Annotated in this window: 21 protein-coding genes and 1 pseudogene; 16 read left to right on the top strand and 6 right to left on the bottom strand. The window is 59.7% G+C overall.

The features are described 5' to 3' along the window. Window positions 1-637: 637 nt before the first annotated feature. The 4 genes and pseudogenes from NE357_RS23675 (at window position 638) to NE357_RS23660 (ending at window position 3,100) form a co-directional block, all read left to right on the top strand. Window positions 638-997: a DUF6124 family protein gene (locus NE357_RS23675; protein WP_169431845.1), complete on the top strand. Its 360-nt coding sequence runs from the start codon at window positions 638-640 to the stop codon at window positions 995-997. Between the two features lie 134 nt (window positions 998-1,131). Next, entirely contained in the window at window positions 1,132-1,359 is a 228-nt protein-coding gene (locus NE357_RS23670) for a hypothetical protein (RefSeq protein ID WP_169431844.1), read from the top strand. Window positions 1,360-1,510: 151 nt separating this feature from the next. Next, a pseudogene (locus NE357_RS23665) lies at window positions 1,511-1,792 on the top strand (PAS domain-containing protein); the annotation flags it as partial. Between the two features lie 243 nt (window positions 1,793-2,035). Then, on the top strand, window positions 2,036-3,100 hold the full coding sequence (locus tag NE357_RS23660; protein WP_420793694.1) for a methyl-accepting chemotaxis protein: 1,065 nt from the start codon (window positions 2,036-2,038) through the stop codon (window positions 3,098-3,100). Here NE357_RS23660 and NE357_RS23655 read toward each other — a convergent pair. The 5 genes from NE357_RS23655 to norR all read right to left on the bottom strand — a co-directional run bounded on the left by NE357_RS23655 (window position 3,097) and on the right by norR (window position 7,598). Then, window positions 3,097-3,846, bottom strand: coding sequence for a YkgJ family cysteine cluster protein (locus NE357_RS23655; RefSeq protein ID WP_169431842.1), 750 nt, complete (start codon window positions 3,844-3,846; stop codon window positions 3,097-3,099). The genes NE357_RS23660 and NE357_RS23655 overlap by 4 nt on opposite strands. 87 nt (window positions 3,847-3,933) lie before the next feature. Continuing rightward, on the bottom strand, window positions 3,934-4,251 hold the full coding sequence (locus NE357_RS23650) for a hypothetical protein (RefSeq protein WP_169431841.1): 318 nt from the start codon (window positions 4,249-4,251) through the stop codon (window positions 3,934-3,936). A gap of 62 nt (window positions 4,252-4,313) precedes the next feature. Then, a complete protein-coding gene (locus NE357_RS23645) occupies window positions 4,314-4,772 on the bottom strand; it encodes a GNAT family N-acetyltransferase (protein WP_169432699.1) in 459 nt (152 codons plus the stop codon). A gap of 27 nt (window positions 4,773-4,799) precedes the next feature. Then, entirely contained in the window at window positions 4,800-5,702 is a 903-nt protein-coding gene (locus NE357_RS23640; protein ID WP_169431840.1) for a chemotaxis protein CheV, read from the bottom strand. A gap of 339 nt (window positions 5,703-6,041) precedes the next feature. Next, window positions 6,042-7,598 (bottom strand): nitric oxide reductase transcriptional regulator NorR, encoded by a 1,557-nt coding sequence (gene norR / locus NE357_RS23635; protein WP_169431839.1) that lies wholly within the window; start codon window positions 7,596-7,598, stop codon window positions 6,042-6,044. A gap of 163 nt (window positions 7,599-7,761) precedes the next feature. Between norR and hmpA the strand changes: the two genes are divergently transcribed. From hmpA to cyoE, 8 genes are all read left to right on the top strand, one after another. Continuing rightward, entirely contained in the window at window positions 7,762-8,943 is a 1,182-nt protein-coding gene (hmpA, locus tag NE357_RS23630; RefSeq protein ID WP_169431838.1) for an NO-inducible flavohemoprotein, read from the top strand. A 217-nt stretch (window positions 8,944-9,160) separates the two neighbouring features. Then, window positions 9,161-9,721 (top strand): ester cyclase, encoded by a 561-nt coding sequence (locus NE357_RS23625; RefSeq protein ID WP_169431837.1) that lies wholly within the window; start codon window positions 9,161-9,163, stop codon window positions 9,719-9,721. A 25-nt stretch (window positions 9,722-9,746) separates the two neighbouring features. Next, a complete protein-coding gene (locus NE357_RS23620; RefSeq protein ID WP_065261343.1) occupies window positions 9,747-10,256 on the top strand; it encodes a disulfide bond formation protein B in 510 nt (169 codons plus the stop codon). Window positions 10,257-11,079: 823 nt separating this feature from the next. Continuing rightward, complete coding sequence (gene cyoA, locus NE357_RS23615; RefSeq protein ID WP_011335843.1) at window positions 11,080-12,021, top strand: ubiquinol oxidase subunit II; 942 nt, start codon at window positions 11,080-11,082, stop codon at window positions 12,019-12,021. Between the two features lie 3 nt (window positions 12,022-12,024). Beyond that, window positions 12,025-14,055, top strand: coding sequence for a cytochrome o ubiquinol oxidase subunit I (gene cyoB / locus NE357_RS23610; protein ID WP_169431836.1), 2,031 nt, complete (start codon window positions 12,025-12,027; stop codon window positions 14,053-14,055). 3 nt (window positions 14,056-14,058) lie between these two features. After that, window positions 14,059-14,685 (top strand): cytochrome o ubiquinol oxidase subunit III, encoded by a 627-nt coding sequence (locus NE357_RS23605; protein ID WP_007956720.1) that lies wholly within the window; start codon window positions 14,059-14,061, stop codon window positions 14,683-14,685. Continuing rightward, complete coding sequence (gene cyoD / locus NE357_RS23600) at window positions 14,685-15,020, top strand: cytochrome o ubiquinol oxidase subunit IV (protein WP_007956718.1); 336 nt, start codon at window positions 14,685-14,687, stop codon at window positions 15,018-15,020. The genes NE357_RS23605 and cyoD overlap by 1 nt, the downstream gene beginning before the upstream one ends. Window positions 15,021-15,030: 10 nt before the next feature. Beyond that, window positions 15,031-15,918 (top strand): heme o synthase, encoded by an 888-nt coding sequence (cyoE, locus tag NE357_RS23595; RefSeq protein WP_169431835.1) that lies wholly within the window; start codon window positions 15,031-15,033, stop codon window positions 15,916-15,918. A gap of 62 nt (window positions 15,919-15,980) precedes the next feature. Here cyoE and NE357_RS23590 read toward each other — a convergent pair whose 3' ends face one another. Next, window positions 15,981-17,393, bottom strand: coding sequence for an aminotransferase-like domain-containing protein (locus NE357_RS23590; protein WP_169431834.1), 1,413 nt, complete (start codon window positions 17,391-17,393; stop codon window positions 15,981-15,983). Between the two features lie 123 nt (window positions 17,394-17,516). On the opposite strand from NE357_RS23590, the gene NE357_RS23585 reads away from it, so the two are divergent. The 4 genes from NE357_RS23585 to NE357_RS23570 all read left to right on the top strand — a co-directional run bounded on the left by NE357_RS23585 (window position 17,517) and on the right by NE357_RS23570 (window position 21,002). Continuing rightward, on the top strand, window positions 17,517-18,617 hold the full coding sequence (locus NE357_RS23585; RefSeq protein ID WP_169431833.1) for a hypothetical protein: 1,101 nt from the start codon (window positions 17,517-17,519) through the stop codon (window positions 18,615-18,617). Window positions 18,618-18,639: 22 nt separating this feature from the next. Further along, the gene (locus NE357_RS23580; protein WP_169431832.1) at window positions 18,640-19,908 is read left to right on the top strand and encodes a biotin carboxylase; all 1,269 of its coding nucleotides are present in this window, start codon (window positions 18,640-18,642) and stop codon (window positions 19,906-19,908) included. 5 nt (window positions 19,909-19,913) lie between these two features. Then, window positions 19,914-20,438: a RidA family protein gene (locus tag NE357_RS23575; RefSeq protein WP_439822043.1), complete on the top strand. Its 525-nt coding sequence runs from the start codon at window positions 19,914-19,916 to the stop codon at window positions 20,436-20,438. 78 nt (window positions 20,439-20,516) lie between these two features. After that, window positions 20,517-21,002 (top strand): cupin domain-containing protein, encoded by a 486-nt coding sequence (locus NE357_RS23570; RefSeq protein ID WP_169431830.1) that lies wholly within the window; start codon window positions 20,517-20,519, stop codon window positions 21,000-21,002. Window positions 21,003-21,159: the final 157 nt, after the last annotated feature.

Below are 21,159 nucleotides of genomic sequence, written 5' to 3'. Positions count from 1 at the left end.
CGTTCCGGGATTCATCCGGGGGCATCGCCTACGGTTTGCTTCGCTGCACCTCCTCTCGATGCATGCGGCTGCGCCGCACGGTCGCTGCGCTCCCACCCCCGGATAAATCCCTCCACTCAGCCTGCCGATGGGGCCGGCACGTCAAAAGCGGTACTCGAGCTAACGCTCATCGTTTTGAGTGGTGAAGAGCGTAGTGCGGTGCTGCTCAAAACTGGAGTTAAGCTCGGTGATTCAGGTCGGTGTATTCCGTATAAACAACACCGTCAGTTCCCTCTCCCTCCGGGAGAGGGCTAGGGTGAGGGGAGCTTTTGAGGTTGTTTAAATTTCAACAACTACACCGGATCCTTCCCACAAGGTTTTCAGGTTGTCCGTCGGAAGTGCGCTCTCTAGTCTCTGGCTGTCGCTGCCAATTCAGCGAACAGGCGTGGAAACCTGATTTCAAGTAGTTGCAAAGCATCTCCCCGTAATCGTTGCCGATGTCTTCTTTCGTCTGCAAACTGCGTCGCGGCGGCTGTGCGCAGGCAGACTTCGGTCTGGCCGGTTGCCTACTTATCGGTTTTCCACCCTGCGTACAGTTGCCACCTTTTGTCGTGTGGAAACGACAAGGGATGGCTCCATAGCCAAGTAGGAGTTTTTCATGGACAAACTGATACCCGACCCACCCCTCGAATCACCCACCCCCCTCGAAGAGGCCATGCGCGCCGAAGACCTCGCCCGTAACCGCGAAGCCATCAAGCGCGCCCTCGATTATTACCTCTGCCCCAACCCCACCAAGCCGCGCCCGAGCACGATGTACAGCGTCACTCCCAACGTCGACACCGAAAGCCTGTTGGCCAATGCCTGCGAATCCCTGGCCTCGGCCAGTACCATTGCCAGCAATTTCGCCAATGAGCTTTCCGGCCCGCAGCGTAGTACGGCGTTGGGCATTCAGCAGATCATCATGCTGGCCGAGCTGGCGGTGAATCGGGCGCTGGATCGGGTTGATCCGCAGACGTGATCCGTTAGTCGCGCAGTCCCCAAAAGGCACCGGTCGTAGCCGTTTTGGGGCTCTTTAAAGTCCACGCGCGCAGGTATACTGCGCGCTTTCGCGGCTCGTCCATCGGGCCGGACTTTTTGCTTCGCGGAGCTTTCATGACTTCCCCAATCGACAACGCTGTGAGCGATGTCCCGGCAGAGCTGGCCGAGGCCGGTGAATCCAAGCCGACCATTCCTGCGTTCAAGTTTCCGTTCAAGCCAGGTGAGCTGGCGGCTGCCAAAGCGGCGAAACTGCCGCAGTTCAAGGGCAAGGACGGTGATCGTCACGCCAAGATTCCGGGTGTGGCGCCGTCGGGCACGCGTCGTTCGATGGGCAAGCGCTGATTCCACCTCCCTCTTGCAGCCATCGTCTGTGATTTTCGGTCACAGTGATGGCTAATTGCTCAGTTCCTGAGCCAGATCAACGTTTAACCAGTGAGTGCGCTTAGAGTCAGCAGCCCTGCCGACTCTTTCCAATAAAACGAGCGCGCTTTCCATGAAGATCAATCTCCCGGTGACCGGGCGCAATGTCGATGTTGCGCCGGATGCGAACATTCTCTCGACCACCGATCTGACCAGCGCGATCACCTACGCCAACGACGACTTCATCAGGATCAGCGGTTACAGCCGCGACGAGCTGCTGGGTGCGCCGCACAATTTGCTGCGTCATCCGGACATGCCGGCGCAGGCGTTTGCCCATATGTGGCAGACGCTCAAGCGTGGGCGGTCGTGGATGGGGCTGGTGAAGAATCGTTGCAAGAACGGTGATCACTATTGGGTCAGTGCCTATGTCACCCCGGTCACGCAGAACGGTGCGGCGGTGGAGTTTCAGTCGGTGCGTACACGGCCGGATGCCCGGCAGATCGCCGCAGCGGAGCGGGCGTATGCGCAGTTGCGCGAGGGGCGGATGGCGCGGTGGCAGCGGCTGCCAGTGCTGAGTTTGCGGGCGAAGATCATGGCGTTGACCAGTTCGGTGCTGGCGGTGGTGCTGGGGATGGAAGCCTGGCTGCGGCCGGAGACCATGGGCATCGAAGCCGCTGCGCTGGTGGCCGGCAGTGGCGCGTGTGCCTTGGGCGTGGGTTGGTTATTGCGGCCACTGGAACGTCTGACCGAGCGTGCGCGGCTGATTGCCGACAACCCGTTGAGTCAGGGCATTTATACCGGGCGGCGGGATCAGTTCGGGCAGATCGAGTTTGCGTTGCAGATGCTCGAAGCCCAGGTCGGTGCGGTGGTCGGGCGGATCGGTGATGCCTCGCAACGGCTGGCCGGGCATGCGGCGCAGCTTGTGGATCATTTGCACAGCAGTCACACCAGTACGTTGGCGCAGCAGGCGGAAACCGATCAGGTGGCGGCGGCGATTCATCAGATGGCGGCCAGTGTGGCCGAGGTCGCCAGCCATGCGCAGCAGGCGTCGGTGGCGGCGGATATGGCCGGGACGGAAACCCGTGAAGGGCATTTGTTGGTCGGCGAGAGTCGCAGTGCGGTGTTGCGGCTGGCCGAGGAGTTGGGGCGGGCGACCGAGGTCATCCATCAGCTCGAAGGTCACAGCAGCGAGATTTCCGGGGTGCTGGAGGTGATTCGCAGCATCGCCGAACAGACCAATCTGCTGGCGCTCAACGCAGCAATCGAAGCGGCGCGGGCCGGGGATGCGGGACGTGGGTTTGCGGTGGTCGCCGATGAGGTGCGCGGTCTGGCCCAGCGCACTCAGCAGTCGACCAATGAAATTCAACGGATGATCAGCACCCTGCAAAACGGCGCGCGGGATGCGGTGCTGGTGATGCAGCAGAGCAGCGAGCATGTGGATAACAGCGTCGAGCAGGCGCAGCGTGCGGCCCGGGCATTGGACGGGATCAGTGGGCGGGTCGAGCAGATTACCGAGATGAGTCTGCAAATCGCTGCAGCCGTTGAAGAGCAGAGCGCGGTGAGTGAGGACATCAACCGCAACATCGTCAGTATTCGTACGGCCTGTGAACTGACGGTGGATGAGGGGCGCCAGAGCCAGCTCAACTCACAGGATGTGGCGGGGCTGGCGGGGGATTTGCGTTCGCTGGCGCGGGAGTTCTGGGGGCGGCGGCAGGGCGCTTAGGCTGCTCGCAGGGAAATGAACGCGTAGGTCTGCGGCGGTTCGGACACCACGTGTGCCCCGGCCGCCCGCACTTGCCCGGCAATGTCGTCACCGGAGACATGGAACAGCCATTCACTGGAAACTTCGCTCAATGGCTGCGCCGTGACCTGATTGATCACCGAGGCAAACGCGCCCATCTCCGGCAGGTACGCTGTAAAACCGTCGCCCTTGAGGGCGGTGGTGCGGATACCGAGCAAGCCGCAAATCGCATCCTTAATCCGGATGTCATCGCGATCCGCCTGACGCGAGCGCTGGATCAGCGTCACCAGTTCCTGATCTACCAGTTCGCCACCGACGATCAACTGCGGCCCTTGCTCCCAGGACTCTGGCGGGCAGTCCTTGGCGGCAGGGTTCAGCGGGATGTGCGGATTGATTTCGGCGGGATAGATGCGACACACCAGCGGCCGACGTTCGTAGATACGGCACAGCTTGTCTTCGTCAAGATTCCGGCAGGGGCCGACGTTGTAGGCGGCAAAAGTGATCGCCACATGGGCGTCGGACATGCCGCTGCGCACCACCGCCGAACGGCGCTGCGCATGCTCGCGCTGCTGTTCCGGCAGACCCAGACCGTTGGCGAGAAACGCCTCCACCAGCACGATCACCTGACCGCCGTCGGCCGCCCACATGCGGGCTTCGGCCAGGGTCAGGGGCACATGGTGATCGGTGCAGCATTTGCCGCAACCTACGCAGGAAAAGGTCGTATTCATTGAGCGGGCAATCTTCAATCAGGGTGTGAATCGGCGACATAAAGCCGCCGTACAGGTCCGGAGTGAAGCAAGTTGTGCGCCATTCGCTCAGGGCTTGGCGTTCGGGCGGATCGAGTCCCATTCGGTGACGTACGCAGTTTTCGACTTCTTGTTGTACAGGCACAACTCGGTGCCTTGCTGGCCTTTCATGTGTTTTTGCGGATACTGGCCTTGCAGCAACAGCGCGGTGTAGCCGGCGCGGTCATCGAATTGCGCGGCGTTGCCGACCGGTTTGGCGTTTTTCAGGCCGCTGGCCTTGGTGCAACTGGCGAGTACGTTTTTGTCGTAGGCCGCCCAGGCGTCGGGGCTGGAGGCGTGGGCGAACGGGGCGATGAGGCAAAGTACGGAGAGGGCGAGGCGTTTCATGGTTCGGGCATCCTTGGAGGGGTGATCGCCAAGGTTGGAGTATGCCGCAGGATTTTAGTTTGTCAGTCCGGCACCCATTCCCGGCGAACTACATACATTCCAGACCTTTCATACAAGCGCTGCGCTCGCTGGTTGTCTTCCAGCACCTTCAGGTCGACAAACCCTTCACGTCGATCCCGAAACGCCGTGAACGCATGAAGCAGCAACGCCCGACCCAATCCGCGACCCTGAGCGCGAGGATGCACCACCAGATTCTTGATGTAGGAACTGGTCCAGCATTGCGCCACGCCGATGACGCCTTCGGTATCACTGGCGATGAAACACAGTGCCGGATCGTATTCCGGATCGTTTTCAAACTGCTGTTGCCAGACGCCCAGCGCCGGCACCCGACCGCCGCCTTCGCGGTAACCGATTTGCATCAGTTCATGCACGGCGGGTGCGCGTTCGTCGCTGTAGGTCGTGAGTTCGATGCCGTTCGGCCATTCGATGGCCGGCACGTCCTGGCTCAGGTCGCGCCGCATCAGAAAGCAGAACGTCTCGCTCAAGGCTCAGTAGCCCTGGGCGGCGACGTGTTTGGCCGCTTCGATCAGGCAGTGGGTCAGCTCGGGCGAGGAGAACTTGGTCAACACGCCGTTGGCCCCGGCGAGGCGGGCCTTTTCGCTGTTCATCGCGCTGTCCAGCGAGGTGTGCAGCAGTACGTAGAGGTGGGCGAAGTCCGGGGTCTCGCGCAGGGTACGGGTGAAGGCGTAGCCGTCCATCTCGGACATTTCGATGTCGGAGACGATCAGGTTGATCTGCTGCGCCGTGCCTTGCAGGTCCAGCAGGCAGTCGATGGCTTCCTTGGCGCTGCGAGCGGTGTGGCATTGCAGGCCGAGGTTGCGCAGGGTGTGCACCGATTGCTGCAGCGCCACCTGGCTGTCGTCGACCACCAGGATCCGTGCGTTGCCCAGCACTTCGGCGTCTTCCATGCTCAGCTCGGTCGGGGCCATTTCGATCTGCGCCGGGGCGATGCCGTGGATGACTTTTTCGATGTCCAGCACCTGCACCAGCGTGCCGTCCACCGAAGTCACGCCGGTAATGTAGGCGCGGGAGCCGCCGGAACCGAACGGCGGCGGTTTGATGTCGGTGGTCAGGCAATGCACGATCTTGCTCACCGCCTGCACATGCAGGCCCTGTTTCGAACGGCTGACGTCGGTGACGATCAGGCAGCCGCCGTTCGGGTCCTCCAGCGGACGCTCACCGATGGCGCGGCTCAGGTCGATCACCGACAGCGAAGCGCCGCGCAGAGTGGCGATGCCTTTGACGTGCGGGTGCGACTCCGGCAGTTTGGTCAGCGGCGGGCAGGGGATGATTTCACTGACTTTCAGCAGGTTGATCGCCATCAGCTTGCCGCTGCGCAAGGTAAACAGCAGAAGCGAAAGTGAATCTGCGCGGGCTTTGTTGGAAGACATAAAAACCTTCTGTGGAAAAAGGTGGTGGGCGAGGGTGGAAATCGCCAGAAACTATTGATGCCGGGTTATCGGCGTCAAAGGGGTGGGCTTTAGGTTAGTTGTCGGGTGGCGTCGAGATCCAGAGCCCCTCACCCCAGCCCTCTCCCGGAGGGAGAGGGGGCCGACCGAGGTGTCTGGCGTCTGACATCGACCTGAACCACCGAGTCGATTATGGATTCAACAATGCACTTTCAGGTCGGTGTAGCTCTGAATCATCCCCCAATCGGCTCCCTCTCCCTCCGGGAGAGGGCTGGGCGGGCGGCGTTCCGATGAGGGTGCTTTTGATCTTGAATAAGCATTTCAGCTTTTCATCCCCAACCGCTTCGCCATCCGCCCCAGATTCGCTCGATCCAGCCCCAGTTCACGCGCAGCACTGGCCCAGTTGTCCCGGTTACGCTCAAGTGCTGCGCTGATCAACTGCCGCTGATACTGCTCGGTGGCTGCACGCAGGTCACCGCTGATCAATGGCAGGGCGGCAGTCGTTTCGGACGGCGCCGGCGAGTTATCCACAACCTCGCGCGGCAGATCGAGGTCCATCGCGCTCAAGCTGAGAATCTTCGGCCGCACCTTGCAGTTGCCCAGCGCCTTGAGTGCGCTGCGCCCAATCAAGTGCTCAAGTTCCCGCACGTTGCCCGGCCAGGTGTAGGTCAGCAGCGCTTCTTGGGCGTCGCTGTTCAGGCGCAGGCTGTTGAGGCCCATGCGTGAGCGGTTCTGTTCCAGAAAATAGCCGCTGAGCAGCAACACATCACGACCCCGGTCACGCAGCGCCGGCACCCGCAACGGGTAAACGCTGAGGCGATGGTAAAAGTCGGCGCGGTAGCGGCCGCTGCGCACTTCTTCGGCCAGATCACGGTTGGTCGCAGCGATCAGGCGCACGTCGACCTGATGCTCCTTGTCCGAACCCAGGCGCTGCAACTGACCACTCTGCAACACCCGCAACAGCTTGGCCTGGACGGTCAGCGACAACTCGCCGACTTCATCGAGAAACAGCGTGCCGCCATTGGCCAGTTCGAACTTGCCGCGCCGGTCGCTGGTGGCGCCTGTAAAGGCGCCGCGCACGTGGCCGAACAGTTCGCTTTCCACCAGCGTGTCCGGCAGGGCTGCGCAGTTGAGGCTGATGATCGGTTTGTCGGCGCGTTTGGAAGCGGCGTGAATGGCCTGGGCCACCAGTTCCTTGCCGACCCCGGTTTCGCCGGTGATCAGCACGGTCAGGTCGCTGCCGCCGACCAGGTTGATCTCTTCCACCAGCCGTTTGTGGGCCTTGCTCTGGCCGATCATTTCGCGATGCTGCTGACCGCTGGCCTGGCGATAGACCTCGGCGCGCTGGTGTTCGTCTTCGGCGCGAATCGCCAGACGTTCGATGCGTTCGGCGGCGTTGACCGTGGCTGAGGCGAGGCTGGCGAAGGCTTGCAGGGCATCGAGTTCGATCGGTTCGAAACGCTCCGGATCGAGTGCGTCGAGGGTGATCAGGCCCCAGAGCTTTTCATCGACGAACAACGGACAGCCGAGGCAGTCGTGAACTTCCAGATGATCGTCGAGGCCGTCGACCAATCCGTCATAAGGATCGGGCAATTCACAGTCGGCGGCGAAACGGGTCGGCCCGGCGCCTGCCAACAGGACTTCGAAACGCGGATGTTCGCTCACTTTGAAGCGCCGGCCGAGGGTGTCGGTGCTCAAACCGTCCACGGCCAGCGGCACCAGCCATTCACCGTCGAGGCGCAACAGTGCGGCGGCATCGCAGGGCAGCAGGGCGCGCATGGCTTCGAGCAGGCGTCGATAGCGCTCGCCTTCAGGCAGTTCGCGGGACAGGTCCGAGACCAGTGGGAGCAGGGCGGTGAGCAATGATTTGGCGGACATAGGCTTGTAGTCAAAGAGACACGTTGTAGTCGAAGCGACTATAGAGGGGCTTGTGTCGATCTGACTACATAATTTTCAAACTATTGATTTATATGAAAAAAATAGTTGGCATGAATACTGGAGTGAACAAGGCACTTTTAGAGAAAGCTCAGGAGTCACCCTTATGCTTAGCGTCCAGGATCGTGCCATCATCAAGTCCACCGTGCCTCTGCTGGAAAGCGGCGGTGAAGCGCTGATCACCCATTTCTACCGGATGATGCTCTCCGAGTACCCGCAAGTCCGCCCGCTGTTCAACCAGGCCCACCAGGCCAGCGGTGACCAGCCCCGCGCACTGGCCAACGGCGTGTTGATGTACGCCCGCCACATCGATCAACTCGACCAGTTGGGCGACCTGGTGGCGAAGATCATCAACAAGCACGTAGCATTGCAGATTCTGCCAGAGCACTACCCGATCGTCGGCACCTGCCTGCTGCGCGCCATCTCCGAAGTGCTGGGCGATGAAATTGCCACGCCTGAAGTGATGAGCGCCTGGGGCGCGGCTTACGGTCAATTGGCCGAGATCCTGATCGGCGCCGAAACCGCCATTTATGACCAGAAAGAGCAAGCCGTCGGCGGCTGGCGCGGGGCGCGGGAGTTCATCGTCGCGGCCAGGGTCGAGGAGAGTGCGGAAATCATCTCGTTCTACTTCGAGCCAGCAGACAAGGGCCCGATCCTCGCCGCCGAGCCGGGTCAGTACATCGGCATGAAGCTGATCCTCGACGGCGAGGAAATCCGTCGCAACTATTCGCTGTCGGCGTTGGCCAACAAAGGCCAGTACCGCATCAGCGTCAAACGCGAACCGGGCGGCCGTGCCTCCAATTACCTGCACGATCAGCTTCATGTCGGTTCCAGCATCCAACTGTTCCCGCCATCGGGCGAGTTCACTCTGGCTGCCAGCGACAAACCGCTGGTGCTGATCAGCGGCGGCGTCGGCATCACGCCGACCCTGGCGATGCTGGAAGCGGCGCTGGAAACCGAGCGTCCGGTGTACTTCATACACAGCGCGCGCAACGGCAGCGTGCACGCGTTCCGTGACTGGATCGACGGTCTGGCCGAGCGTCATCCGCAGCTCAAGCGCTTCTATTGCTACGCCGAAGATGACGGCGTGAGCCCGGCGGCGGACAAGGTCGGCCTGCTGAGCCAGGAGCAATTGGGCGAGTGGTTGCCGGCGCAGCGTGATGTGGACGCCTATTTCCTCGGGCCGAAAGGCTTCATGGGGGCAATCAAGCGTCATCTGAAAGCGCTGGGCGTGCCGGAGAAGCAGAGCCGTTATGAGTTCTTCGGGCCGGCTGCTGCTTTGGAGTAATCCGGAACCGGGTCGCCCTCATTCGCGAGCAAGCCCGCTCCCACAGGATTTGAGTTCGACGCGGTCCTTGTGGGAGCTGGCTTGCCAGCGATTGGCCGTTACACGGTCCTGATTCTTAAATTCTGTTTAAAGGTTAATCGTTTCTTAACCGGTTTATCGTTTATTCCCCGATGCTGATGATAGGCGCTCGTTCGTTTACATGATCAGGATCGCCCCCATGACACACTTCGCCTCTTCCCGTCGTTTCAGCCTGGCCGCGTTGGGCCTGTCGGTTGCCTTGCTGTCCAGTCCGTTCGCCTTCGCCGAATCCGCCTTGATCGAACCCCAGACCCTGATCGTCGATCAGAGCCTGCCCAAGGCCCAGCGTGATGCGATGGAACTGGCGGCGCGGCGTTACGGCAGTTTCTGGAACACGGGCGAAGAGGCGTTGGCCACCGCCGCCCTGTCGCCGCAGTTTGTCGACAAGACCCCGCCGGAAGGCCGGGTGCAAGGGCCGACCGGGCCGCTGCTGGCGTCGAAGTTCTTTCGCACGGCGGTGCCGGACCTGAGCTGCGAGATCGAACAAATGATCGTTGCCGGCGACCGCGTGGTGGTGCATCTGCACTTTCGCGGACATTTCACCGGTACGTTCAAGGCTCTCAAAGGGCAGGGGCAGCGTGTAGACTTCCGGGCAACCGATATCTATCAGATCGACAACGGTCGCATCGCGGCCAATTGGCATATCGAAGACAACATCAGCCTGATGGCGCAACTGCAAGCGCAGCCGCCGGCCAGCTGAACCATGGACATGAAAGGGAAACGCGATGAGCGAGGAAACGATTCGATTGGGGCGTGAGCGGCGCTATCTGGTGTTGCTGGGCGTCATCTGTCTGGCACTGATCGGTGGCGCGCTGTACATGCAGGTCGTGCTGGGCGAGGCGCCATGCCCGCTGTGCATCCTGCAACGCTATGCATTGCTGTTGATCGCGCTGTTCGCGTTCATCGGCGCGGCCATGCGCACCCGCCGCAGCATCACCGTGTTCGAGGTGCTGGTGGTGATCTGTGCGATCGCCGGGGCCGGTGTCGCCGGGCATCACGTGTACACCCAGTTCTACCCGGCGGTGAGTTGCGGCATCGATGTGCTGCAGCCGATTGTCGATGATCTGCCGCTGGCGAAGATCTTCCCGCTGGGCTTCCAGGTCGATGGTTTCTGCTCGACGCCGTACCCGCCGATCCTCGGTCTGTCGCTGGCGCAGTGGGCACTCGTGGCCTTCGTGCTGGTGGTGATCCTGGTGCCGCTGTTGACCTCGCGCAACCGAAAAGCATTGCGTTGAATCAACTTTTCGGCCCCTGCGCCGATAACACAAACGCCTCGATTTGCAGTGACGCAAATCGGGGCGTTTTGCATTTCAGGGTCTTTGTGAAAACGTCGTGACGAACGGCAAGGGAGCGTGCGACAGGTGTGCGACATGTTGTCACACGCGCCATGTCGCAGTGCCTTTCGCGGGCCCGGATTGGACTGTTGTTACAAAAAAGGATTGGTCTGTTTCAGGGGTTTTCGGCTTTGGGACGCTTGTGCCGGAACAGGCAGTTTTAACAACCTGTGGCAATTGGCCAAAGCCCTTGGGTTATCGGGGTTTAAGCGCTTCACGGTGTCGGAAAAAGTCTTCGGAACTGTCTGATCCGAGCCAGGTACACCTACATTTTTTGGAGTTTTTGTTGAGAATCGATTTCGATAGCATGGGTCACTTTTGCAAAAACGGTGATGGATTGTTGCTCTGAGCGATAAAAATTATTTCGGGATAAGACATGGTGTATAGGGCGCTACCTATCTACAATCGCCCGCACTGAATTCCCGGCACTGTTCAACCTTTATAAGGAACTGAGCAGGAAGTCGGGTGTCGAGGGGCCGAAAGGCTTGCGAGACACCCAGGTGTCGGTGCCTTCCAACTTTCCGCACCAAATGGAATTGGTCTGTAACAAGGCCTTTGACCACGAATTCGAATAAGAACTGACCGCTGTCCCAGGATTTGTCGAGCGTCTGACGCGCGACGGGCGGCCCTTATTCAATCCAAAGAAAATGCCAACCCTTGGCAGGGTGAAGTGTTGGCGATCAAAACCCAACTGCATTGCGCAAGCTGCTTTAGAGGTCGTGAGATGAGTAAAAACAGGTACCCCAGATTACTAGGCCTAGTGCCGCTGCTCGGCACGTTGTTGCTGGGAGGCTGCAACATGACCTTGCTCAATCCAACGGGCCAGGTCGGCCTGGAACAGCGCAACCTGATCATCACCGCTACGCTGCTGATGCTGTTGGTCGTTGTGCCGGTCATCGTCATGACCTTCCTGTTCGCCTGGAAGTACCGCGCCTCCAACAAGAACGCCGTCTACACCCCGAAATGGTCGCACTCGACCAAGATCGAAGTGGCAGTCTGGACCATTCCGGTCCTGATCATCATTGCCCTGGGTTACATCACCTACAAGTCGACCCACTCGCTGGATCCGTATCGTCCGATCGAATCCGACGTCAAGCCTGTGACCATCGAAGTGGTCGCGCTGGACTGGAAGTGGCTGTTCATCTACCCGGAACAAGGCATCGCCACGGTCAACAAGATCGTATTCCCGGCGCACACCCCGGTTAACTTCCGGATCACTTCGGATGCGGTGATGAACTCGTTCTTCATCCCGGGCCTGGGCGGCCAGATCTATGCGATGGCGGGCATGACCACCAAGCTGCACCTGATCGCTGACCGCAACGCTGAAATGGACGGTATCTCCGCCAACTACAGCGGCGCTGGTTTCACCGGTATGAAATTCAAAGCGATCGCAACTTCTCAGGAAGATTTCGACGCCTGGGTAAGTGAAGTCAAAAAGGCACCTAAACAGCTTGAAGCCGCTGAATACGCAGCCCTTGCCAAGCCAAGCCAGAACAATCCAGTCGAGCTCTACTCCTCGGTCACGCCGAACCTGTTCCAGACCATCGTCGACAAGTACGAAGGCATGAAACCGGGCAAGCCGCTGAAGCACGAGAAGAAAGAGAAAGAAGTGGCGGCAACGGATATGGACTCGAATTCGCATTCAGCTGCCGGGGCAGAGGAGTAAACGATGTTTGGTAAATTAAGTTGGGAAGCGATCCCTTTCCACGAGCCGATCGTGATGGTCACCATCTCGATGATCGCGCTCGGTGGTCTGGCGTTGTTCGCTGCAATCACCTACTTCAAGAAGTGGACTTACTTGTGGACCGAGTGGCTGACGTCGGTCGACCACAAGAAAATCGGCGTGATGTACATCATCGTTGCCATGGTCATGCTGCTGCGTGGCTTTGCCGACGCCATCATGATGCGTACCCAGCTGGCCATGGCCACCGAGGGTTCGCCTGGCTACCTGCCACCTGAACACTATGACCAGATCTTCACCGCTCACGGTGTGATCATGATCATCTTCATGGCGATGCCATTCTTCACCGGCCTGATGAACCTTGCAGTGCCGCTGCAGATCGGCGCCCGTGACGTTGCGTTCCCGTTCCTGAACTCCCTGAGCTTCTGGCTGCTGGTGTCCGGCGTCGTGCTGATCAACCTGTCCCTGGGCGTCGGCGAATTCGCCAAGACCGGCTGGGTTGCCTATCCACCGCTGTCGGGTCTGCAATACAGCCCTGGCGTGGGGATGGACTACTACATCTGGGCGCTACAGCTATCGGGTCTGGGTACAACGTTAACCGGGGTCAACTTCCTCGCGACCGTGCTGAAAATGCGTACCCCTGGCATGAAGCTGATGGACATGCCGATCTTCACCTGGACCTGCACCTGGGCAAACGTTCTGATCGTGGCTTCGTTCCCGATCCTGACCGCTACCCTGGCACTGCTGACCCTTGACCGTTACATGGATTTCCACATTTTCACCAATGAACTTGGTGGCAATCCAATGATGTACGTCAACCTGTTCTGGGCATGGGGCCACCCTGAGGTTTACATCCTGATCCTGCCGGCATTCGGCATTTTCTCGGAAGTCATCTCGGCCTTCACCGGCAAGAAACTGTTCGGCCATCACTCGATGATCTACGCTTCGGGCGCGATCTCGGTACTGGGCTTCATGGTTTGGCTGCACCACTTCTTCACCATGGGTTCGGGTGCCAGCGTCAACGCCTTCTTCGGTCTGGCGACGATGCTGATTTCCATCCCGACGGGTGTGAAACTGTTCAACTGGCTGTTCACCATCTACCAGGGCCGTCTGCGCTTCACCAGCCAGGTTCTGTGGACCCTGGGCTTCATGGTGACCTTCGCCATCGGCGGCATGACCGGCGTACTGCTGGCCATCCCGGGTGCTGACTTCGTTCTGCACAACAGCCTGTTCGTGATCGCGCACTTCCACAACGTGATCATCGGCGGCGCGGTATTCGGCTACATCGCAGGCTTCGGCTTCTACTTCCCGAAAGCGTTCGGCTTCAAGCTGCACGAAGGCTGGGGTAAAGCAGCGTTCTGGTTCTGGATCTCGGGCTTCTTCGTTGCGTTCATGCCGCTCTACGCTCTGGGCTTCATGGGCATGACCCGTCGTCTGAACGCCACCACCAACCCTGAGTGGGTACCGTACCTGTACGTTGCCATGTTCGGTGCGATCCTGATCGCTGTGGGTATCGCCTGCCAGCTGATCCAGCTGTATGTATCGGTACGTGACCGCAACAAACCGGAAAACATGTGCGAACACGGTGACCCGTGGAATGCCCATACCCTGGAATGGTCGACCTCGTCGCCACCTCCGTTCTACAACTTCGCTGTACTGCCAAAGGCTGACTGCATCGACCCGTTCACCGAAGCCAAGGAAAACGGTACTGCGTACCAGGCTCCGGCCAAGTACGAACCGATCCACATGCCGAACAACACCGCCACTGGCGTGGTGATGGGCGCACTGCTGACCGTGTTCGGTTTCGCGATGATCTGGCACATCTGGTGGTTGGCGATCGCCAGCCTGGCCGGCACTGTCATCTACTTCGTGATCCACGCTGCACGTGACGACCAGGGCTACATGGTTCCGGTTGAAACGATCGAGCGCATCGAAGCCGAGCAGCACAAGCGTCTGGTAGCGGCCGGGAAGATCCCTGCTTCCGCGACCCGTGTTGAAACCAAGTTGGAACAGGCTTAAACAATGTCGAACTTAGTGACCAATGCTGGACACGCCCATGGCCATGACCATGGGCACGATGACCATCACCACGACTCGGGCGAGATGACCGTATACGGTTTCTGGCTCTACCTGATGACCGACTGCATTCTGTTTGCGTCGATCTTCGCGGTGTACGCGGTACTGGTAAACAACGTCGCCGGTGGCCCGTCGGGCCACGACATCTTCGAACTGCCATACGTGCTGGGCGAAACCGCTCTGCTGTTGTTCAGCTCGATCACCTACGGCTTCGCCATGCTGGCGTTGTACAAAGGTAAAAAGCAGCAGGTTCTGGGCTGGTTGTTCATGACCTTCCTGCTCGGCGCAGGCTTCATCGCCATGGAGATCAACGAGTTCCACCTGCTGATCTCCGAGGGCTTCGGTCCTAGCCGTTCGGGCTTCCTGTCGGCGTTCTTCACCCTGGTCGGTACCCACGGTCTGCACGTGTCTGCGGGTCTGATCTGGATGGGCATCATGATGTACCAGGTCAACAAGCACGGCCTGACGGCGACCAACAAGACCCGTCTGAGCTGCCTGAGCCTGTTCTGGCACTTCCTGGACGTGGTGTGGATCTGCGTATTCACCGTTGTTTACCTGATGGGGACCCTGTAATGGCTAATGCACACTCCCATGACAGCCATGATGCTGGCCACGGCAGCGTAAAGTCGTACGCCATCGGCTTCATCCTGTCGGTGATTCTGACCGTCATCCCGTTCGGCCTGGTGATGTTCCCGACCCTGCCGAAGTCCACCACGCTGGCAATCGTCCTGCTGTTCGCAGTCATCCAGGTGATCGTTCACCTGTATTACTTCCTGCACCTGGACCGTTCCATTGCCCAGCGTAACAACGTGATTGCGTTCGTCTTTACGGCCATCGTGATCGTGCTGCTGGTCGGTCTGTCGTTGTGGATCATGTTCAGCATCCACACCTACATGATGGCGAAGTGAGGTAAACCCGATGTCGCTCAAGCACTTTATCCAAATCACCAAACCGGGGATCATTTTCGGTAACGTGCTTTCTGTGGCAGGCGGGTTCTTCCTGGCCTCGAAAGGGCATGTCGATCTGGCGGTGTTCCTGGCCGCCATGATCGGCACTTCCCTGGTCGTGGCCTCCGGTTGCGTGTTCAACAACTGCATCGACCGCGACATCGACCTGAAGATGGAACGCACCAAGAACCGGGTGCTGGTCCAGGGCCTGATCTCCCTGAAACTGGCCCTGGTCTATGCGACCGTCCTGGGTGTCGCCGGCGTTGCGTTGCTGTACAAGGTGGCCAACCCGTTGGCTGCCCTGTTCGCCGTGATCGGCTTCATCATCTACGTCGGCTTCTACAGCCTGTACCTCAAGCGCAAGTCGGTTCACGGCACGCTGGTGGGCAGTCTGTCGGGCGCCATGCCGCCGGTGATCGGTTACGTGGCCGTGACCAACAGTTTCGACATGGCCGCGCTGACCCTGCTGGTAATGTTCAGCCTGTGGCAGATGCCGCATTCCTACGCTATCGCGATCTTCCGCTTCAACGATTACCTGGCCGCGTCGATTCCGGTGCTGCCAGTGAAGCGCGGGATTCAAGTGGCCAAGAAGCACATCCTGCTCTACATCCTGGCGTTCCTCGTGGCGACCTTGATGCTGACCTTCAGCGGTTACGCCGGCATGAGTTACCTCGCCGTCGCCGCGGCCATGGGCATGTACTGGCTGTACATGGCCTGGACCGGCTACAAGGCAGTGGATGACACGGTCTGGGCACGCAAGCTGTTCGTGTTCTCGATCTTCACCATCACCGCGTTGAGCGTCATGATGTCCCTGGACTTCAAGGTGCCGAGCGAGTTGTTGCTGACGTACGCACCGTAAGGTTCGAACGTTGTATGAAAAACCCCGTTCATCGAGAGATGAGCGGGGTTTTTTATTGATCGTTATTTCTCGTCGAGCAAGCGCAGGAACCGTTCACGCACTTGCACGTGATCACTGTGCGCGACGTTGAAGCGCAGATAGTTGTCGGCATCCGCCGCTTTGCTCAGCAGGGTGCCCGGTGCCAGCACCAGATCATTTTCCAGACCCCGGCGGGCGAGCGTTTCGGCATGTTTGCCCTCGGGCAGACGCGTCCAGATGAACAGACCCTCCCCCGGTAGCGATGACACCGAACAACCCGCTTCGACCAGCCAGCCGGCGACCCGGCTGTTGGATTCATAAAGGCGATCTACCGTGCGCCGCGTGTGTCTGGCGTAGCTGCCATCGCTGAGCATGGTGCAGGTAATCTGCTCGGCCAGTTCGGAGGTGACGCCGCCGCAGGCCATTTTCAGCGCAATCATCCGTGCAGCGAGTGGTGCTGACAGCACCGCATAACTGACCCGGCTGTTGGCGGTCAGGGTTTTCGAGAAACCGGAAACGTAACTGACGTTGTCCAGTCCGCTCGCCGCCAGACGCGGGGTGCGGCGCTGCTGGATATCGCAGTACAAATCGTCCTCGACCAGGTGGAAGCCATAACGATGGCTCAACTCCAGCAAACGATAGACCTGTGCCGGGGAGAAGGAGTGACCGGTCGGGTTGTGCAGGGTGCTGTTGGTCATGTACAGCACCGGTCGATGGGCGATCAGCAGTTGTTCGAAGGCTTCCAGATCCATGCCGTCGCAATCGCGGGCAATGGTAATGACCCTGGCGCCGTGCAATGCCAGATTGGCGTGCATGTTGAAGTAACAGGGATCATCGAGCAGTACCGTATCGCCGGGTTTGATCAGCAGGCGCATCAGCAGGTCAATCGCCTGCATGGTATTGGCCGTCGTGATGATCTGCTCCACCGGCGCCTCGATGCCGAAGCTCGCCAGTTTTACCCGCAATGCCTGACGCAAGGGCAGGTAGCCGCCGGCAACGCCGTATTCACCCATACGCAGGGTGGTGGCGCGCAAAGTACCGCGTACGGCCTTGAGCAGTTCTTCGGCAGGCAGCCAGGACGAGGGCAGGAAACCGCAGCCCGGGCGCAATGCGCCGTTGTCCAGCAACAAGGCGCGGCGAACGACGCTGAGAGTGTCCTGGGGCAGCAGATCAGGGCCGCGACTGCCGGGCTGCGAACTGCTCGAACGGTGCACGTAGTGCCCGGAGCCCTGACGCGACACAACCTGGCCCTTGGCCCGCAAGCGGTCAAGAGCATCGACCACCGTGGATTTGCCGACATTCATCAGCTCTGAAAGCTCACGAATCGGGGGCAATCGGGCACCGTGTGGCAGAGCGCCGCTGCTGATTGCGCGGGACAACTGATCGACGATCTGTTGCACCAGTGGTGCACCCGGCTGGAATTCGATCGCGGCGATCACGGCGCGTTGAACCTGCATTTTACTGGTCTCCCCAGCAGTAAACTTCGTTGGATTCTATACGAACTTGCTCTGACCGAAAGTGACCTGCGTCTCTACCATCGCCTGACAGACTTTCCGACGTTTGCTGGTCAGGGGCTTTCAATGAGTATTGAAACAACGGTTGCAGTCGCCAAACCGGTCATTAACGTGCGGTTGTTCGTGATCCGCATGATCACCGCTGTCTCGCTGTTCGCGGTGCTGGGCAAGGCCAATGTCTGGCTCGATACCGCCACCAACAGCATCCTGGCACTGGGCTATCGCGCCCTGCTGCTGTTGCTGCCGCTGACCTTGCTGATTCTGGGACGGCGCTCGCTGAGCGTGACGCTGCTGTGCGCCGGTCTCGGGCTGGTGCTGCTGGCACTGACCAGTCAACAAGGTGTGGTGATGTTTGCCGCAGCGCTGTTCGCCTACGGAATCGCCATTGCCGGCTATCTGATCAAGAGTGAAGCGGCGCAGACCAAAGAAGGTGCGGCCTATAACCGGGTGGCGATGAACATGGGCAGTCTGGTGGCAGGGCTGATCCTGCTCTCGCCGCTGCTGACCCCGACGACGTTTTTCCTGGGGGCGGCCGCATTCGTGTTGCTGTGCCTGCCGATTGCCTTCGGTGCCACGTTCACCACCGCGCCAGGCGTCGCACCTGCGGTGACGCATGAGGGCAGCGGCTGGCGCAACAAGCTGCCATGGGTGGTCGCCGGGATCATCATGGGTATCAAGTTGTTCGGGGTATTTTCGATCCTGCCGCAAGCCATCCTGCTTGAGACCGGTGAGCTGCCAGCCTGGTACGGCCTGATGCTGATCCTGAACAGTGCGGTGGTGGTGTTTGCACAGGTGCCCGTGATGAAGCTGATCGAGCGCACCGGGCGCTTCAAGGTGCTGACCGTGATCGCGATCATCGCCGGTGGCTTTGCCGTGCTTTCCTCGCCCGCGCTGTTCCATGTCGAAACACTGCTCGGAGCCCTTGTCTGGGTGGCGCTGCTGTCGGTGGCCGAGTGCGCGTTCAGCTACCTCGACTACTTCTCGGTCAAGCAGAACAACATGTTCGTCAAGGAAGTCTCGCTGGGTGTCGGCGCAGGCCTCACGGTACTGGTCATGCGTGTGGTACCGGCGCCGTTCAACGCGGTATTGCTGGCGCTGATCGGAGCCGGCGGGATTCTGGCCTGGTATTGGATGGTCCGCCGGTCCAACGCCGCGCTGCACGAATGATTCACGGAATGCAGGAGGGGTTATGAGTACGACGTCTTGTCTGGTGGTGGTCGGTTACAACGGCAACCGGATCAACGATATCCAGAAACTGCGCGATCTGAGCCATCGTCTGTACAACGCGCGACTGGTGCTTCTGGTCGAGCAGATACACAAGGATGATCACCGGGTTGCCGATCACGTCTGCACCACGTCCTTTGCCGAAAAAGACTTGTCCGATGCCGTGGAGCTGGTGAGCGGCTGCCTCAGTGCAGATCGCTGGAAGGTGCTCGGTGTGCTGCCGTTTTCCGATCGCGGCGTCTTGCTCGGCGCTGCACTGGCGCAGCGATTCGGATTGCCCGGCATTACCGCGGCACAGGCGCGGGCGGGACTCGATAAACAGATTTTTCGTGGCCTCGAAGCCGCCGCCGATGCTGCTCCGGCGGACTATCGCCCGGTTGCCTCGACTCGTATTGAAAACCTCGCGCAACTGCGTGAGCGGGTCGTCTCGCTGGGCGGCAAGGCGTTCATCAAACCCGCCTGTGAAGGTGCGAGCCGTGGTTGCCGGGTGATCCATCATCCGTCCGAGTGTGAGGAGGCATGGCAGGCCCTCAAACCCTATCGCGATGGCGGGATCGTTCTCGAAGAACTGATCGAGGGCGCGCGCGAATACAGCTGGGACAACGTCGCCGGGAGCACCTGGATCACCGAGAAAACGACCACCGAAGGTGCTTATCGTGCCGAGATCCAGCAAGTGGTACCCGCGCCGCTGGCGAATCAGTTGCACACGCGCCTGATCGCTGCCGGAAAGCACATGGCGGATCTGGTGTCGACCGACAACGGTGCCTGGCACAACGAGGTGTTCCTGCGTCGCGATGGTTTCAGTTCGGCGGTGGAAACCAACATGCGCCCCGGCGGCATGCACATCTGGGATCTGGCGCGTCATGCCTTCAGTGATTTCGATCCGTGGGAGCGTTGGGTGCGCTGGGCCGTCGAAGGTCAGGTTGCCCCTCATGCGCCAGTGGCCCGTGGTCATTGCGCAATCCGCCTCTTGCGCGCGCCGCGCGACGGCATCCTGCGCTCGATGCCGGATATCCATGCACTGGCCCGCAGCCTCGGGATCGAGCTGATCGAGGCGGTGTATGCCCGCAAGGTCGGCGACTCTGTGACGGCGCAGGTGAAGGACAACACTGCCTTCATCGGTCACATCATTTTGTTCAACAGTGACTACACACAACTCAGTGACGACTTGCAGCGACTGGCCGAAGCCGTCGAGGTGCAGGTTGAGGTCACGGCGCTGGCAATGGCGGGTTGAAACGCATTTTTCGTAGTAATGAGTCAGAGGGTGACGCTGTGGAGAAAGAGACGTGTGATGAGCGCTTCATCAGACTGGCCCGGGAATTGGGCTATGACATCTATGGTGAAAACGCTGCCGGAGGCCATTACGTACCGCTCGTGCGTCATCAGGATGAGCTGTATGTAAGCGGTATGGTGCCGCGCATGAATGGCAAGATTCAGTATCCCGGGCGTGTCGGCGTTGAACTGGATATGAGCCAGGCCCAGGCGGCAGCGAGTATCAGTGCCATGCGTTGCCTGGCCCTGATCGTTGATGCGATTGGCTCACTGGACAAAATCAAGTCGCTGGTGAAAGTGACGGTCTACGTCAAGTCCACGGCGGACTTCGTCGACCTGAGCGAAGTTGCCAATGGCGCCTCCGATGTCTTCAGTCATGTACTCGGCGATTCAGGTAAACATACACGGACAACCGTGGGTGTTTATCAACTTCCAAAGAATGCGGCGATTGAAGTGGACATGATCGTAGCATTGCGTCCAACCGCGTTATAAGTTGTGCCGTCGCAACTTTACAGTGGCGTTGCTCTGAACTAATGTGGCGCGACTTTTAGGGATGGAAGGCTGGAGTTGATGAACGATATCCGTGGCGATTTTTTTTCTTACAAAGACTTTAGAAGAAGTCTTCATCATCAAACGCTCAGTCCGAAAGTCTGGACCCGCACGCAACTGACGAACGAGCGCCAGGCCCTGGCGAGTGAGGATGTGGATATCGTGGCGCTCACATCGGCAGCGGATACGGCTGGCTGCGAGGTGGCACCCGGCATGGCCATGGCGATGCAATGGCTGAACCCTGGCGTCCAGTTGAAGGGGCATGCCCATGCCTGGTGGCACCTGTTCATCATTCAGTCCGGCCGCGGTTACCTGACCCTCGGCGATGCCGCGCCAGTGGCCGTTGGACCGGGCGATGTGTTGCTGGTGCCTGCCTGGAACACCCACGGCTTCGACAATGTCGAGGGGGAGGAACCCCTGGCGATGCTGAATCTGAGCAACATGCCGCAGATGGCATTGTTGTCCAACTTTGCCGACAGTCACGGGCTGATCACCACCCCGGCCTGATACCGGATTGCAACTGCGAGGGAGCCAATGGCTCCCTTTTTTTTTGTCTGGAGTTTGAGCCTTTGCGCGCGTTTTCTGTATCGATGCAAACAAGGCATTTCTGTATCTATTCAGCCTCCTGGCAACTAATTAGGATTGGTTGCAAGACGTTCGATAT

The organism is Pseudomonas sp. G7(2022), assembly GCF_052660475.1.
The sequence above is the reverse complement of the archived record's forward strand: the minus strand, read 5'-3'. Positions and strand labels throughout refer to the sequence as shown.

Bases quoted from the DNA above. Each gene is read 5' to 3' on its own strand.
- NE357_RS23580 (WP_169431832.1), top strand. From the start codon at position 18,640: ATGAGTACGACGTCTTGTCTGGTGGTGGTCGGTTACAACGGCAACCGG.
- hmpA (WP_169431838.1), top strand. From the start codon at position 7,762: ATGCTTAGCGTCCAGGATCGTGCCATCATCAAGTCCACCGTGCCTCTG.
- NE357_RS23625 (WP_169431837.1), top strand. From the start codon at position 9,161: ATGACACACTTCGCCTCTTCCCGTCGTTTCAGCCTGGCCGCGTTGGGC.
- NE357_RS23650 (WP_169431841.1), bottom strand. From the start codon at position 4,251: ATGAAACGCCTCGCCCTCTCCGTACTTTGCCTCATCGCCCCGTTCGCC.
- NE357_RS23570 (WP_169431830.1), top strand. From the start codon at position 20,517: ATGAACGATATCCGTGGCGATTTTTTTTCTTACAAAGACTTTAGAAGA.
- norR (WP_169431839.1), bottom strand. From the start codon at position 7,598: ATGTCCGCCAAATCATTGCTCACCGCCCTGCTCCCACTGGTCTCGGAC.
- NE357_RS23590 (WP_169431834.1), bottom strand. From the start codon at position 17,393: ATGCAGGTTCAACGCGCCGTGATCGCCGCGATCGAATTCCAGCCGGGT.
- cyoA (WP_011335843.1), top strand. From the start codon at position 11,080: ATGAGTAAAAACAGGTACCCCAGATTACTAGGCCTAGTGCCGCTGCTC.
- NE357_RS23645 (WP_169432699.1), bottom strand. From the start codon at position 4,772: ATGCGGCGCGACCTGAGCCAGGACGTGCCGGCCATCGAATGGCCGAAC.
- NE357_RS23640 (WP_169431840.1), bottom strand. From the start codon at position 5,702: ATGTCTTCCAACAAAGCCCGCGCAGATTCACTTTCGCTTCTGCTGTTT.
- NE357_RS23655 (WP_169431842.1), bottom strand. From the start codon at position 3,846: ATGAATACGACCTTTTCCTGCGTAGGTTGCGGCAAATGCTGCACCGAT.
- cyoE (WP_169431835.1), top strand. From the start codon at position 15,031: ATGTCGCTCAAGCACTTTATCCAAATCACCAAACCGGGGATCATTTTC.
- NE357_RS23675 (WP_169431845.1), top strand. From the start codon at position 638: ATGGACAAACTGATACCCGACCCACCCCTCGAATCACCCACCCCCCTC.
- NE357_RS23670 (WP_169431844.1), top strand. From the start codon at position 1,132: ATGACTTCCCCAATCGACAACGCTGTGAGCGATGTCCCGGCAGAGCTG.
- NE357_RS23620 (WP_065261343.1), top strand. From the start codon at position 9,747: ATGAGCGAGGAAACGATTCGATTGGGGCGTGAGCGGCGCTATCTGGTG.
- NE357_RS23605 (WP_007956720.1), top strand. From the start codon at position 14,059: ATGTCGAACTTAGTGACCAATGCTGGACACGCCCATGGCCATGACCAT.
- cyoB (WP_169431836.1), top strand. From the start codon at position 12,025: ATGTTTGGTAAATTAAGTTGGGAAGCGATCCCTTTCCACGAGCCGATC.
- NE357_RS23585 (WP_169431833.1), top strand. From the start codon at position 17,517: ATGAGTATTGAAACAACGGTTGCAGTCGCCAAACCGGTCATTAACGTG.
- NE357_RS23660 (WP_420793694.1), top strand. From the start codon at position 2,036: ATGGGCATCGAAGCCGCTGCGCTGGTGGCCGGCAGTGGCGCGTGTGCC.
- cyoD (WP_007956718.1), top strand. From the start codon at position 14,685: ATGGCTAATGCACACTCCCATGACAGCCATGATGCTGGCCACGGCAGC.